The sequence below is a fragment of the Entomomonas asaccharolytica genome, assembly GCF_016653615.1.
In the GTDB taxonomy this organism is placed as follows: domain Bacteria; phylum Pseudomonadota; class Gammaproteobacteria; order Pseudomonadales; family Pseudomonadaceae; genus Entomomonas; species Entomomonas asaccharolytica.
This window is the reverse complement of the sequence record NZ_CP067393.1, coordinates 1,802,592-1,816,975: the sequence shown is the minus strand read 5'-3', so window position 1 is coordinate 1,816,975 and position 14,384 is coordinate 1,802,592. Positions and strand designations below refer to the sequence as shown.

13 protein-coding genes and 1 tRNA gene are annotated in these 14,384 nt (G+C 36.5%); 12 read left to right on the top strand and 2 right to left on the bottom strand.

Annotated elements, in window-relative coordinates; genetic code table 11:
* The first annotated feature begins 30 nt into the window (after positions 1-30).
* The 3 genes from JHT90_RS08340 to JHT90_RS08330 all read left to right on the top strand — a co-directional run bounded on the left by JHT90_RS08340 (position 31) and on the right by JHT90_RS08330 (position 1,774).
* Entirely contained in the window at positions 31-1,266 is a 1,236-nt protein-coding gene (locus JHT90_RS08340; protein ID WP_201090330.1) for an aspartate kinase, read from the top strand.
* Between the two features lie 156 nt (positions 1,267-1,422).
* Entirely contained in the window at positions 1,423-1,611 is a 189-nt protein-coding gene (csrA, locus tag JHT90_RS08335; RefSeq protein ID WP_201090329.1) for a carbon storage regulator CsrA, read from the top strand.
* A gap of 72 nt (positions 1,612-1,683) precedes the next feature.
* Positions 1,684-1,774, top strand: a tRNA-Ser gene (locus tag JHT90_RS08330).
* Between the two features lie 226 nt (positions 1,775-2,000).
* Here the strand turns inward: JHT90_RS08330 and JHT90_RS08325 are convergent.
* Entirely contained in the window at positions 2,001-2,579 is a 579-nt protein-coding gene (locus JHT90_RS08325; RefSeq protein WP_201090328.1) for a GNAT family N-acetyltransferase, read from the bottom strand.
* A gap of 283 nt (positions 2,580-2,862) precedes the next feature.
* Here JHT90_RS08325 and leuC point away from each other — a divergent pair, with 283 nt between their 5' ends.
* The 8 genes from leuC (at position 2,863) to JHT90_RS08285 (ending at position 12,226) form a co-directional block, all read left to right on the top strand.
* Positions 2,863-4,293, top strand: a complete 1,431-nt coding sequence (gene leuC, locus JHT90_RS08320; protein WP_201090327.1) for a 3-isopropylmalate dehydratase large subunit — start codon at positions 2,863-2,865, stop codon at positions 4,291-4,293.
* Between the two features lies 1 nt (position 4,294).
* Positions 4,295-4,939 (top strand): 3-isopropylmalate dehydratase small subunit, encoded by a 645-nt coding sequence (gene leuD / locus JHT90_RS08315; protein WP_201090326.1) that lies wholly within the window; start codon positions 4,295-4,297, stop codon positions 4,937-4,939.
* Between the two features lie 10 nt (positions 4,940-4,949).
* On the top strand, positions 4,950-5,708 hold the full coding sequence (locus JHT90_RS08310) for a class I SAM-dependent methyltransferase (protein WP_201090325.1): 759 nt from the start codon (positions 4,950-4,952) through the stop codon (positions 5,706-5,708).
* A 41-nt stretch (positions 5,709-5,749) separates the two neighbouring features.
* Entirely contained in the window at positions 5,750-6,832 is a 1,083-nt protein-coding gene (gene leuB / locus JHT90_RS08305; RefSeq protein WP_201090324.1) for a 3-isopropylmalate dehydrogenase, read from the top strand.
* 54 nt (positions 6,833-6,886) lie between these two features.
* Positions 6,887-7,999, top strand: coding sequence for an aspartate-semialdehyde dehydrogenase (gene asd, locus JHT90_RS08300; RefSeq protein ID WP_201090323.1), 1,113 nt, complete (start codon positions 6,887-6,889; stop codon positions 7,997-7,999).
* Positions 8,000-8,368: 369 nt separating this feature from the next.
* Entirely contained in the window at positions 8,369-8,836 is a 468-nt protein-coding gene (locus JHT90_RS08295) for a hypothetical protein (RefSeq protein ID WP_201090322.1), read from the top strand.
* Positions 8,837-8,856: 20 nt separating this feature from the next.
* Positions 8,857-10,356: a multicopper oxidase family protein gene (locus JHT90_RS08290; RefSeq protein WP_201090321.1), complete on the top strand. Its 1,500-nt coding sequence runs from the start codon at positions 8,857-8,859 to the stop codon at positions 10,354-10,356.
* Positions 10,357-10,648: 292 nt separating this feature from the next.
* Positions 10,649-12,226, top strand: coding sequence for an EAL domain-containing protein (locus JHT90_RS08285; protein WP_201090320.1), 1,578 nt, complete (start codon positions 10,649-10,651; stop codon positions 12,224-12,226).
* A 23-nt stretch (positions 12,227-12,249) separates the two neighbouring features.
* Here JHT90_RS08285 and JHT90_RS08280 read toward each other — a convergent pair whose 3' ends face one another.
* Positions 12,250-12,945: a hypothetical protein gene (locus JHT90_RS08280; protein ID WP_236253893.1), complete on the bottom strand. Its 696-nt coding sequence runs from the start codon at positions 12,943-12,945 to the stop codon at positions 12,250-12,252.
* A gap of 386 nt (positions 12,946-13,331) precedes the next feature.
* On the opposite strand from JHT90_RS08280, the gene pstS reads away from it, so the two are divergent.
* Positions 13,332-14,366: a phosphate ABC transporter substrate-binding protein PstS gene (gene pstS / locus JHT90_RS08275; RefSeq protein ID WP_201090319.1), complete on the top strand. Its 1,035-nt coding sequence runs from the start codon at positions 13,332-13,334 to the stop codon at positions 14,364-14,366.
* Positions 14,367-14,384 lie beyond the last annotated feature (18 nt).

Below are 14,384 nucleotides of genomic sequence, written 5' to 3'. Positions count from 1 at the left end.
ATTGCACAATAGCGTTAGGCAGTTAATATTATGGCATTAATTGTACAAAAATTTGGTGGTACTTCGGTTGGCTCTGTTGAACGAATTCAACAAGTAGCTCAGAAAATTAAGAAGTTTAAAGCAGAGGGCAATGATCTAGTTATTGTTGTTTCTGCAATGAGCGGTGAAACGAATAGGCTATTAGGGCTTGCTAAGCAAATCACTGATCGTCCTAACCTTAGAGAGCTTGATGTTATGGTCTCTACAGGTGAGCAGGTAACTATAGCATTATTGTGCCTCGCTTTAGAGAGTATTGGTGTGCCTGCCAAGTCGTATACAGGTGCACAAGTTCGTATACAAACTGATAGTTCACATACCAAAGCTCGTATTTTAAGTATCGATGACCATAATATTAAAGCAGACCTTAAAGCAGGTAGAGTAGTGGTAGTAGCAGGTTTCCAAGGTGTAGATGATAATGGAAATATTACTACCTTAGGTCGTGGAGGTTCTGACACTACAGGTGTAGCTCTGGCGGCGGCTTTAAAGGCTGATGAATGCCAAATTTATACAGATGTAGATGGCGTTTATACAACAGATCCAAGGGTAGAGCCTAAGGCACGACGTTTAGAAAAAATTACTTTTGAAGAAATGCTAGAAATGGCTAGTTTAGGTTCAAAAGTATTGCAAATTCGTTCTGTTGAGTTTGCTGGCAAATATAATGTGCCATTACGTGTATTACATAGCTTTAAAGAAGGGTCTGGTACTCTTATAACAATTGATGAAGAGGTTTCTGTGGAACAGCCGATTATTTCTGGAATAGCTTTTAGTCGAGATGAAGCTAAGCTAACTATCCGTGGAGTACCAGATACTCCTGGAGTGGCCTCTGATATTTTAGGACCTATCAGTGCTGCTAATATTGAAGTAGATATGATAGTTCAGAATATATCTCAAGATGGAACAACAGATTTTACGTTTACGGTGTCTCGTAATGAATATCAAACGGCACTTGATATCTTAAATGATACAGCTAAAAAGATTTCAGCACGAGAGGTTGCAGGCAACCTAGATATTGCTAAAGTATCTATTGTCGGAGTGGGTATGCGCTCTCATGCAGGTGTTGCCAGCCGTATGTTTGGAGTACTTGCTAAGGAAGGTATTAATATTCTCATGATATCAACATCAGAAATTAAAATTTCTGTATTGATTGAAGAGAAGTATTTGGAGTTAGCAGTTAGATCATTGCATACTGCATTTGAACTAGATGTACCAGATAAAACTTTAGATTAATTAAATGTTTTGAAACAAAAGGGTGCTTTTTTTAATTCATTATACCCTTATTATTAGAGGTGATTGATTTAAAAAAGTAAGGTTATAGTATTTCCATCTTGTGAAATATTATGTGTTCAATTTTACATCCTAGAAGTACTTGTGAGGAGATAGGGAATGTTAATTCTAACCCGTAAGGTTGGGGAAGCTTTAATGGTAGGTGATGATGTTAATATCACCGTATTAGGTGTTAAAGGTAACCAGGTTCGTATTGGTGTGAGCGCGCCTAAAGAGGTAGCGGTACACCGTGAAGAAATTTATCAACGTATTCAAAAGGAAAAAAATCAAGCTGTAAAGCCTGAATAGGAAAAATTTGAAAAAAATGAAAATTTTGCTTTTCAAATGATTAAAAAGAAGGTAGGATACGCCCCCAATACTGGAGAGGTGGCCGAGAGGCCGAAGGCACTCCCCTGCTAAGGGAGCATACCTCAAAAGGGTATCGGGGGTTCGAATCCCCCCCTCTCCGCCATAGAAATATTTAACCCCTTGCTAAACACAAGGGGTTTTTATTTTGAAGAACAAAAAACTATCTAGATTACCTTTATTCTTCAACATCTTTATTAACACCTAAGCGAGTACTACTGGTACTAAAAACTCCTAAATCTCTCAAAAGCGTATCAGTTTAGTTTAATGGTTTGAGAATAGGTTATTAGCTTGCTAATTGTGGAATAGCGACTTTGTAAGTGATGTAATGATTAAGCTACCTTGTTTTGTTTCTTTCTAATAGCCCAGTCTTCTGCTAATAAACCATATAGCTCTGAATCACAATGTTCACCATGAATAATCCAACGCTGTTTTAAATAGCCATCTTTATGAAAGCCTAAATGGCCTAATATTTTGGCAGAGCTGTCATCATGGGGATCAATTTCTGCTTCTATACGGTTAAGATGCAAGTTGTCAAAGGCGAAACTCAGAAACGCATACAGGGCTTCGCGCATATAACCTTTATTCCAAGCGTGAGTTGCTAGGCCATAGCCTATTTCGGCACGTTTTGCATTTTTTTGAATATTAAATAATAAACAAGTACCTATTAATTTATTATCACTTTTTCTGATAATGCCTAGTGATAATTGGGTTTCAGCCTTCATTGCTTTATTGGCTTCATCGATTACTTTATAGGCACGCTCAATACATTTGATAGGATCTGTTTTCCAGTAGCGTAGAACCTCAGTATCAAACATTATTTTATATAAATCGTGGGCATCCTGAGCGACGAGCGGACGTAATAACAGCCGTGCAGTATTTAAAGTTGTTGTTGAAAATGCAGTCGTCATAATGTTCCTCATTTATGGTGATCCTTGGTTAAGAGTGTAAATTCTTCATTAATTAGGATGACTGTATATTAACCTTTAGTATAGTATGGTTATTTTCTCGGTCTTGTACTGTTGTTTTTTAAAAAGTATTTGTTTTAAATCAATTTTCTTTAGTTAATGACAGTGAATTTACTATTCCTAAAAGTTATCAAAATTATAAAAAATATAAATTTGTTTTATTATTAATAAAGTCCTACTATAGCAATATATAAAGATTAATAATTAGTTTCGATGAGGAAATAGCATGTCTGCTAAGACGTTATACGATAAATTATGGGATCAGCACTTGGTCAAACAACGTGATGATGGTTCCGCTTTAATTTATATTGATCGGCAAATTTTGCATGAGGTAACTTCACCGCAAGCATTTGAGGGCTTACGTTTGGCTAATCGTAAACCTTGGCGAATTGATGCCAATATTGCTACTCCCGATCATAATGTGCCTACTACACCAGATCGTAAAGGCGGTATTGAGTCTATTACTGATCCTGTGTCACGTTTACAGGTGGAAACCTTAGATAAAAACTGTGATGACTTTGGTATTTTAGAGTTCAAAATGAACGATGTGCGGCAAGGGATTGTACATGTGATTAGCCCAGAACAAGGTACTACTTTACCAGGTATGACCATTGTCTGTGGTGACTCGCATACCTCCACCCATGGTGCTTTAGGTGCATTGGCGCATGGTATTGGTACTTCCGAAGTCGAACATGTATTAGCTACACAATGCTTAGTGGCAAAAAAAATGAAAAACATGTTGGTCAAAGTAGAAGGCAAATTAGCGGCAGGGGTAACGGCCAAAGATATTGTATTGGCTGTAATTGGCAAAATTGGTACAGCAGGTGGTACTGGTCATGCAATGGAGTTTGCAGGAAGTGCTATCCGTGACTTATCAGTAGAAGGCCGTATGACCTTATGTAATATGTCTATTGAAGCAGGTGCTAGGGTAGGTTTAGTAGCTGTTGATGAAAAGACTATCGACTATGTAAAAGGTCGTCCTTTTGCACCCAAAGGTGACAATTGGCAAAAGGCAGTAGCTGCTTGGCAAGATTTAGTATCAGATGCAGACGCCCATTTTGACACAATAGTAGAGTTAGATGCTGCGTCTATTAAGCCTCAAGTAAGTTGGGGTACTTCACCAGAAATGGTATTGCCAGTGGATGCTATAGTGCCTGATCCAGCCAAAGAGGCTGATCCTATTAAGCGTGGTTCTATTGAGCGTGCTTTAAAATATATGGGTTTACAAGCAAACCAAGCGATTACTGATATTAAAGTAGACAAAGTATTTATTGGTTCTTGTACTAATTCACGAATTGAAGACATTCGTGCTGCGGCTCAGATAGCTAAGGGACGTAAAGTAGCGGCTAATGTTAAATTAGCAATGGTTGTACCAGGTTCTGGCTTAGTAAAAGAACAGGCTGAACAAGAAGGTCTGGATAAAATCTTTATAGAAGCAGGCTTTGAATGGCGTGAACCAGGTTGTTCAATGTGTTTAGCCATGAACCCTGATCGTTTAGAAAGTGGTGAGCATTGCGCCTCAACTTCAAATAGAAACTTTGAAGGTCGCCAAGGTGCAGGTGGTCGCACCCATTTAGTGAGCCCTGCAATGGCTGCAGCTGCGGCAGTGGCTGGTCATTTTATTGATGTTCGTGAGTTAATAAAGGAAGGAGCATAAAATGAAACCCTATACTAAAGTAACTGGCTTAGTAGCTCCTTTAGATCGTGCTAATGTGGATACTGACCAAATTATCCCCAAACAGTTTTTAAAATCAATTAAGCGTACTGGTTTTGGTGTGAACTTATTTGATGAATGGCGTTATTTGGATGTAGGTTATCCAGGGCAAGATTGTTCAACTAGACCCATTAATAAAGAGTTTGTACTTAACCAACCACGTTACCAAGGTGCTACGGTATTAATTGCCCGTGAAAATTTTGGCTGTGGTTCGTCCCGTGAACATGCGCCTTGGGCATTAGAAGAGTATGGTTTTCGTACCATCATTGCACCTAGTTATGCGGATATTTTCTTTAATAACAGTTTTAAAAATGGTTTATTACCTATTGTTTTAACTGAACAAGAAGTAGATGAATTGTTTAAAGCAGTTGAAGCAAATGAAGGTTATCAACTAATAATAGACTTAGCTAGCCAAACAGTCACCACACCAGAAGGTAAACAATACCATTTTGAAGTGGATGCTTTCCGTAAGCATTGTTTATTAAATGGCTTAGATGATATTGGTTTAACCTTACAAGATGCTGATACCATTCGCAGCTTTGAAGAAAAACACAAGCAGGCGCAGCCTTGGTTATTTCAAAACCAGTAGAGTATAGACAATGAAAGATCATAAGCAGGTGGTGGATAAACAATTTGGTGAGCAAGCCAATGCTTATTTAACCAGTGCTGTGCATGCCCAAGGTGAAGAGTTTAGTTTACTTCAGCAAGCTGTAGCTAACAGACAGCATGCAGATGTATTGGATTTAGGTTGTGGTGCAGGGCATGTGAGTTTTAATGTGGCGCCCTCTGTTAATAAAGTAATCGCCTATGATCTTTCTGAATCAATGTTAGAAGTAGTTGCTGCAAGTAGTGCTGCTCAACATTTAGGCAATATAGAAACAGTGCAAGGCGTTGCTGAATCATTACCCTTTGCTGATAATAGTTTTGATTTTGTATTTAGTCGTTATTCTGCACATCATTGGCAGGATTTAGGCATAGCTCTACGTGAGGTAATAAGGGTATTGAAGCCTTCGGGCGTGGTGGCTTTTATTGATGTTATCTCTCCACAGCAACCATTGTTTGATACTTATTTACAAACAGTAGAAGTTTTAAGGGATACCAGTCATGTACGTGATTACACTGTAGCTGAATGGATAAGGCAATTAGGCGAGTCAGGTCTGATAGTCACGAAGCACCATCGCCAAAAGTTGCGTTTAGAATTTACTAGTTGGGTTGAGCGGATGCGTACTCCTGCGCTATATAGGGATGCCATTTTGGCGCTACAGCAATCAATGGCACAAGAAGTCAGAGATTATTTTGCAATAGATCAACAAGGTTCATTTACTACTGATGTGCTAGTAGTATGGGCTACTAAATAATAACGGGATTTTTAATTAAAAAGTGAATTGGGAATATTGTGATGAGTAAGAAAATTTTAGTACTAGCGGGTGATGGCATAGGTCCAGAAATTGTTACTGAAGCGGTTAAGGTATTAGATGTTATTAATGATAAATATAACTTAGGTTTTGAATTAACCGAAGATGCTATTGGTGGTGCGGCTGTCGATAAATATGGTGTTCCCTTAGCAGACTCAACCCTAGCGACTGCGCGTGAAGTAGATGCTGTGTTACTAGGTTCGGTGGGTGGCCCGAAATGGGATAATATCGAGCGTAGCATTCGTCCAGAAAAAGGCTTATTAAAAATTCGTTCAGAATTAGGATTATTTGCTAATTTACGTCCTGCTATTTTATATCCACAACTGGCTGACGCTTCTAGTTTAAAAGCAGAGTTTGTAGCTGGGTTAGATATTTTAATTGTTCGTGAGCTAACGGGTGGTATCTATTTTGGTGAACCAAGAGGTATTCGTATGTTAGAGAGTGGTGAGCGTCAAGGTTATAACACCTTACCTTATCGTGAGAGCGAAATTGAACGTATAGTAAGAGTAGGCTTTGAAATGGCGCAATTACGCAATAAAAAACTCTGCTCGGTGGATAAAGCCAATGTAATGGAAGCGAGTCAATTATGGCGTGAAGTGGTTAATGATATTGCAAAGGATTATCCAGATGTAGAGCTATCACATATGTATGTGGATAATGCAGCTATGCAACTAGTGCGTTTACCAAAGCAATTTGATGTGATCGTAACAGAAAACATGTTTGGTGATATTTTATCGGATCAGGCCTCAATGTTAACGGGTTCTATTGGTATGTTGCCTTCTGCTTCGTTAGATGAGAATGGTAAGGGTATGTATGAACCTAGTCATGGTTCAGCACCAGATATTGCTGGAAAAAATATTGCTAATCCATTAGCAACAATTTTATCTGCTGCTATGATGCTTCGTTATACCTTTAAGCACACTGAATCAGCTAACTTAATTGAAAAGGCAGTAGGTTTGACTTTAGATAAAAATTTACGTACCGCTGATATTATGTCACTGGGATGTGATAAAGTGTCTACCTCAGAGATGGGTAACGCAGTTGTTGCAGAGCTAAAAAAGTTGTAAATTGTTAGTCAATGGGGCATTAATGCAATAAGTATTTAGAGGAAACAATATTTTATGATGCGTGTAGGTTTAATCGGTTGGCGTGGAATGGTGGGTTCAGTCCTTATGCAACGTATGCAGGAGGAGAAGGATTTTGATCTTATAGAGCCTGTATTTTTTACCACTTCTAATGTGGGTGGGGCTGCGCCTACTATTGGCAAAACAGTAGATCCCCTAAAAGATGCTTATGATATTGATGAGCTGAAAACACTAGACGCTATTATTACTTGTCAAGGTGGCGATTACACAACTGAAATTTTCCCTAAGTTACGTAGTGCTGGTTGGCAAGGCTATTGGATTGATGCGGCTTCTAGCCTAAGAATGGAAGATGACTCTGTTATTATACTAGACCCTGTTAACCGTAAAGTCATCGATCAAGCATTAGACGCAGGTAAAAAAGATTTTATCGGTGGTAATTGCACAGTGAGCTTGATGTTGATGGCATTAGGTGGTTTATTTGAAGCTGGCCTTGTGGAGTGGATGAGTGCGATGACTTATCAGGCTGCATCAGGTGCTGGCGCGCAAAATATGCGTGAATTAATCAAGCAAATGGGCGTGATTAATGATTCAGTGGCAGATGAATTAGCCAATCCTGCTAGTGCTATTTTAGAAATAGATCGTAAAGTAGCTGCTACTCAGCGTAGTGCAAGTTTCCCTGATGAACATTTTGGGGTGCCTTTAGCAGGTAGTTTAATTCCTTGGATTGATAAAGAGCTGCCAAGTGGTCAAAGCCGTGAAGAGTGGAAGGCACAAGTTGAAACCAATAAAATTCTAGGCCGTGCTAAAAATCCAATACTAATCGATGGTATCTGTGTACGTATTGGCGCAATGCGTTGCCATAGTCAGGCATTGACTATTAAATTAAACAAAGATGTACCTATGGAAGACATTGAAAGCATGATAAAAAATCATAATGATTGGGTTAAGTTAGTACCTAACCATCGTGAAATTAGCATGCAGGATTTATCACCCACTGCTGTAACAGGAACTTTGACTGTACCTGTAGGTAGATTACGCAAATTAAATATTGGCTCACAATATTTAGGTGCGTTTACCGTAGGTGATCAATTGCTATGGGGTGCTGCTGAGCCCTTACGTCGCATGTTACGCCTATTGCTAGAGCGTTAATTCACAGAGATAGCCCATATACATTATTAATTTTCCTAACAAGATGTATATGGGTATATTTTTTTAAATTTATCTATAAAATGATCTTAAGCATTTTATTATTAAGTTATAGTTAAGCTTTTTATAGTATTTTCTTATTATATAAGCCTTCTAATTCTTCTTTATGTAGTTTTAATTTATTACTTTTTTAAATGGCAAATAAAGAGTATTATTTAGACTAATAATAATGAAGAGTTGTATTTAGAAACTTTTTCAAAAATGATAAATAATCATGTTACTTATGATTATAATCTATGGCATAATTTATAACTATTAGAAGAGAAGTTTTATACGTCATTGTATGAGTATAAATGAGGAGTTGAGTGTTTAATGTCGTATGTTGAAAATTGGAAGCAACAGGGGATTATTTCGCTTTGGCGCTATCAGTATCCTGATGACATTCACTATCCCAATTGGCATATAACAGCAGACGATATTGGCTGTCTCTCATTAATGTTGTTGCTTAAAGCATTTGAAAGAGATCAAGCAATTAATCGTAAAACTGTAACCATTACTGCACCAAACAATGAAATATTAAGTATTCCAAATAATAGAGTAGGTGTTGCCAAGTGGATTGCACCTAAAGAGTGGCATATAAGCTTTTCTAAACAGTCTGAAAAGTGGGAATTTTCAACAGGCTTAGAACCTGCAACCTTAACAATTGGTAAAAATTGGCTTAGTGAAATTAGATGGGCTATTGATGGTATAATGACTGGCGAAAGTAATAGCTGGGTGGGTATCAATGATGGTAAAGAAGAAGTGTTATGGTATTGGAGGTATCCTAAAGCTAAAAAGTAACTCGTTATTAGAGATCTTATATGGCAAATCATAAACTATTAAAAAAACTAAGTTGTTTATTTATTTTTACCCTTTCAAGTTCACTCAGTTTTGCTCAGCCGCATCATCATCAAACTACCCAGCAGGATCATAGCCAACATACTGGTATGGTGATGACACCCAGTAATGAAGAATTACTAGCACAAGATTTAATCCCCAAAGGTCAACCACTACAACCGCTACCTGTATTGGCTAATAAAAGTAAACAGCCTGATGTATTTGAGACTGATTTAATGATTATGCCAACCAAAATTGAGTTAATTGCTAATAAGCCAACCACTTTTTGGTTATATGAACAAAAGTTTTTACCGGTGATTGATGTCATGGCAGGAACAACCGTAAAAGTATCCATCCAAAACCATTTGTCGCAAGGCACAACCGTTCATTGGCATGGCTTACCTGTAACGCCACAAGTAGATGGTAACCCTCAACACCCTATCGAGCCAGGTGATACCAGAAATATTGAATTTACCCTGCCAAAAGATTTTTCTGGTACTTATTGGTTTCATCCACACCCTCATGAGTATACTGCTGAGCAGGTATACAGAGGACTAGCAGGTGCTTTTATTGTACGAGACCCTAATGACCCATTAAAAGCTATACCTGAGCAAAATCTGTTTTTCTCTGACTTGAAATTAGATAAAGAAGCACAAATTGCTAGCAACACAATGTTAGATTGGATGAATGGACGGGAAGGGCAGTTTCAGTTAATTAATGGCCAATATCAACCTATTATTAGTTTAGAGGGTACACAGCGTTGGCGAATTTGGAATGGTAATTCTGCACGTTATCTAAACTTATCATTTCCTGAAGATCAAGTAGAGGCTTATCAAGTTGCAAGTGATGGTGGCTTATTAGAAAAGCCACAAGCGATTACTCAAATACTTCTAACACCAGGTGAGCGTGCAGAAATAGTATTAACGCCTAAAAAACAAGCTGAATTTATGTTGACCGCTTTAGCCTATGATCGTGGCAAAATGGGCAATGTTGCGAAAGAGCAAGATTTACCTGTAGCCCAAGTAAAAATGCAACTGAAAGATAAAATTTCATTACCAGAAAAATTAACAGATATTGCTGATACAGCTAAAGCAGTTGTCACCTATAAAGTTGAGTTTACAGAGGTAAATAATCCTGATTCGCCAGCAGGTGTGGACTTCTTAGTGAATGGTAAAAAACATGACTTAAAACGTGTTGATTTCACCGTTAAGGTAGGTGAGGTACAGGAGTGGGAGATTTTTAATAACTCCCATATGGATCATTCTTTCCATTTGCATGGCCCACAATTTCAAGTAAAAGAATATGAATTAGCAGGTAAAGTAACTAAACCTTTATTTAAAGAGCTAAAAGATACCATCAATCTAAAACCTTATGAAAAAGCACGTATTGTGTTTGTAGAGTATGATAAAGGTTTAAGAATGTATCACTGTCATATTTTGGAGCATGAAACCTTAGGAATGATGGGGCAGGTCGAAATCAAATAATATATTTATAGGTAGTTTTACTTAATATTTAATTAGCCTAGTTTGCTACAGCAACTAGGCTATTTTTTTGTTATTTAAAATAGTGGTTGGTAATTTTTGCCGAATTTATTAACTTTTAGCGTCATTTGTCTCCATTATAAAGCATAGGTTAATGTGACTAACATCTAATATACACATTTTCTAAAATATTTAAATTAGCAGGAATAAATACTAATTTATTATTCTGGGGGTATAAAAAATGCGTATAAAGATTATTACTATAAAAACTGCTTTAATAAAGTTAGCTTAATTTATGCGTGTTTTGCATCGTTTTTTACTCAAAGCCCGTTATTCTAATACTGCGCTGGCTGTTATTGCCTTATTAGTATTCTTGTTAGTGGTGTTATTAGCTGAGTTTTATAACTATTATCGTATTAATGATAATTACAAAAAACAAATTAGGTCTGAATCTCAGCTAGTGATTGATAAGCTAAATAATGTTTTTGATGAAGCTAATGAAATTGCACATAATGCTATGATAATGAAAGATACTCCATGTAAGGCAGAGGAGTATACTTTTAAAAAGTTAGTTGCTACCAGTAATATAATTAGATCTGTAACATTAACGCGCAATGGCGTTATTTATTGTTCATCTATCTACGACTTAAATCAAAGAAGCTATGTTAATGTAAAACGTTACATAGAAGAGCCACTTAATTTATTTGAATCTAACCACTTAACACCAGAAACGCCTATTATTAGTTATAGTGTTAAAGAGGGTGATTGGGGCGTTTTTGTAGGAATTCATGGTAAAGTCATAGCAGATATCTTACACACAACTGAATTTGAAAGGGAAAGTTTTATTATTATTAATAATAAGTTAATAGACACAGACAATACAGTATTGGAGTATGAAGGTTTCACAAGGAAAGGATGGTCAGATTTTAGTTCTAATAAATACCCCTTTAAAATATTGGTTAATTCAGATGCTATTAAAAGCGGTTATCAAACAATTTTATCCTTTATTATATTAACCATTCTATTGTTGCTATTAGGAATAGTAACATTTATTTATATAGCAATGACAGCAGCTAAGCGCGAGTTTAAAAGGGCTATTGTAGAGAATGAGCTGGTTCCTTATTACCAATTGATTGTTTCTACAGCGGACTTTAAGTGGCATGGTCTTGAAGTATTAACAAGATGGCGCCATCCAAAACATGGTCTAATCAGACCCAATAAATTTATTAGTTTAGCTGAGCGTAGTAAACTGATTATTCCTATGACAAAAGGACTTATGGATAGGGTGGCAACTGAGTTAACCCCCTATATTTTTTCTCTTCCTAAACCCTTTCATGTTAGTTTTAATATCCATGCCTCTCACCTTGATGACCCTGAGTTAATAGCTGACTGCCAACAATTTCTGGCAAGATTTCCAGCTGATACAATCAAATTAGTGTTAGAGTTAACAGAGGGTCAATTTGTTAAATCATCGGACAAACTAGATAAATTAATACATAAATTTCATGAAATTGGTGTTTCTATTTCCATAGATGATTTTGGCACAGGCTATTCAAATTTGGGTTATTTGCAGAAGTATAAAATTGATAATTTAAAAATTGATAGAATGTTTGTATCCACTATTTATAAGAAAAATACAGCTAATTATTTATTGGATACTATTATTGGCTTAGCCAAAAATATGGAAATGAAAATTGTGGCAGAAGGAGTGGAAACAATAGACCAATTGCATTATTTGAGTAATCAGGGCGTAGAATATATTCAGGGTTTCTTGTTTAGCAGACCTTCCCCTATAGAATATACTATTAAGTCTATACTGAAACCCTATAACGCTCCTTTGCCATACCAACAATTTTCAATGTTTAGTGAGTAGCTTATCACTTATAAACAGTAAAATTATTGCACAGGTAAAAAGGTTAAGAATAATAAGTTATGTACATAATTGGTGCCAACACGTCGATAACGTTCATCTAACATCGCTGAAACTAAATCTAAGCGAGCAGTTATTTTGGCCAGCTCAATAGCAAAGCTCAAATTATAACCATTATCCGACATTTCATTAGAAATCAGTAATGGCTTACCATCAGAACTTTGACGTTGCTTTAACATCCATTGGGCAATTTCCACATTACGGGCGGCATTAAAAATATGTTCTGCATCAACCACATCAGCTAGATAAAACTTTGTATGGTCGCCATGGGCAACGATAATCATGGTGGCTAAACCATAAATTAAAGCTGCAGCTCTATCGCCTGTATAATTGGGGTCTAAGGCGACATAGAGTGCATCAATACTTGTTTTATTTTCTAAACCAGGCAGAAATTTATCGTGTTCAATGGCATCAAATACCATTTTTCTAGCTTCTTCTAAAGAATTAGCCGTTTTTCGCCATTCTCTAGGATTACGTTTATAAAATTTTTCTAATAAAACATAAAGTCCATGTAAATTATTACGCATGGCAATCGTGGTAACACGGTTAGCATCTGTTTGTAATAATTCACTAGCAGTAACATTACTTTGATTGGTAACGATTTCTTGACGATCAAGATCAGCGTCACTGAAATTAGTTTGACAGGCGGTTAAAACGAGCAAACAAATTACTATAAAAGGATATTGAATAAGTTTTTTAAAAAAATACATTAGCTGTTTTGTATTATTCCCTATGATTTCTTATGTATTATAAAGTGCTGAGTCTTTTTTTAAAGTCTTTAATAGTAAAAGTGTTATATAAATCAATAACAAATTAAAACAAATAGATATAGGTAATGTTGAATTGGAAAAAAGTTACGATATACAACACTGAATCTGCAAAAAACTAACTAGTGGTATTTTAGTTTGGTTTAGAAGCATATTAGTTAGCTGTTGATACTGATACGATCAATTTATTTAAAGCCACTAATTAATTTTTACACCAGTGTCATAAAACTGTCATAAAACTTTGCCATGATATGCTCAACTTAATAATAAAGGTGAGTATTATGCGCTTAACATCGATCTTAAAAACAGTTGGTTTAGCTTCTTTATTGGTTGCTTTACCAGTAACTGCACAAGATATTACAGGGGCAGGCGCTTCTTTTCCTGCTCCCGTTTATGCCAAATGGGCTGATAGTTATTATAAAGAAACAGGTAATCGCGTTAATTATCAATCCATAGGTTCAAGTGCTGGTGTAAAACAAATAGTAGCGAAAACAGTGGATTTCGGTGCTTCTGATGCTCCCTTAAGTGATCAAGATTTGGCTAAAGATGGTTTAATGCAATTTCCTACAGTAATTGGTGGCGTGGTACCTGTAATTAATGTTAAAGGCATTAAAGAAGGCCAGTTAAAACTAACAGGTGAAGTTTTAGCTGATATTTATTTAGGCAAAATTACCCAATGGAATGATGAGGCCATTAAAAAATTAAATCCACAAGTTAATTTACCTAATGCTAAAATTACTGTAGTACGTCGTGCAGATGGTTCAGGTACTAGTTTCGTATTTACTTCTTACCTAGCAAAAGTTAGTGCTGATTGGAAAGATCAAGTGGGTGTAGGCGCAGCGGTGAAATGGCCAGTGGGTGTAGGTGGTAAAGGTAATGAGGGCGTATCTGCCTTTGTTATGCGTTTGGCTAACTCAATTGGTTATGTGGAATACGCTTACGCTAAACAAAATAAAATGGCTTATGTGGCCTTAAAAAACTCATCAGGTAATTTTGTAGTACCAAGCGATGAAGCATTCAAAGCTGCTGCGGAAGGCATTGATTGGGAAAAAACCTTTGCGCAAGATATGACTAATGCCGCAGGCGAACAAGCATGGCCTTTATCTACAGCGACCTATATCATTCTTTATCAACAAACTAATAAACCTGCACAAACAGCCGCTGCTTTAAAATTCTTTAACTGGGCATTAGAAAAAGGTGATGCTGCTTCTGCTGAGTTAGATTATGTGGCTTTTCCTGAGACAGTAAAGAAAACTATTCGTAATAGTTGGTCTAAAATAGTAGATACTAATGGTACAGTTATTAATTATAAGTAGTCAGGTTACTAAGGATTA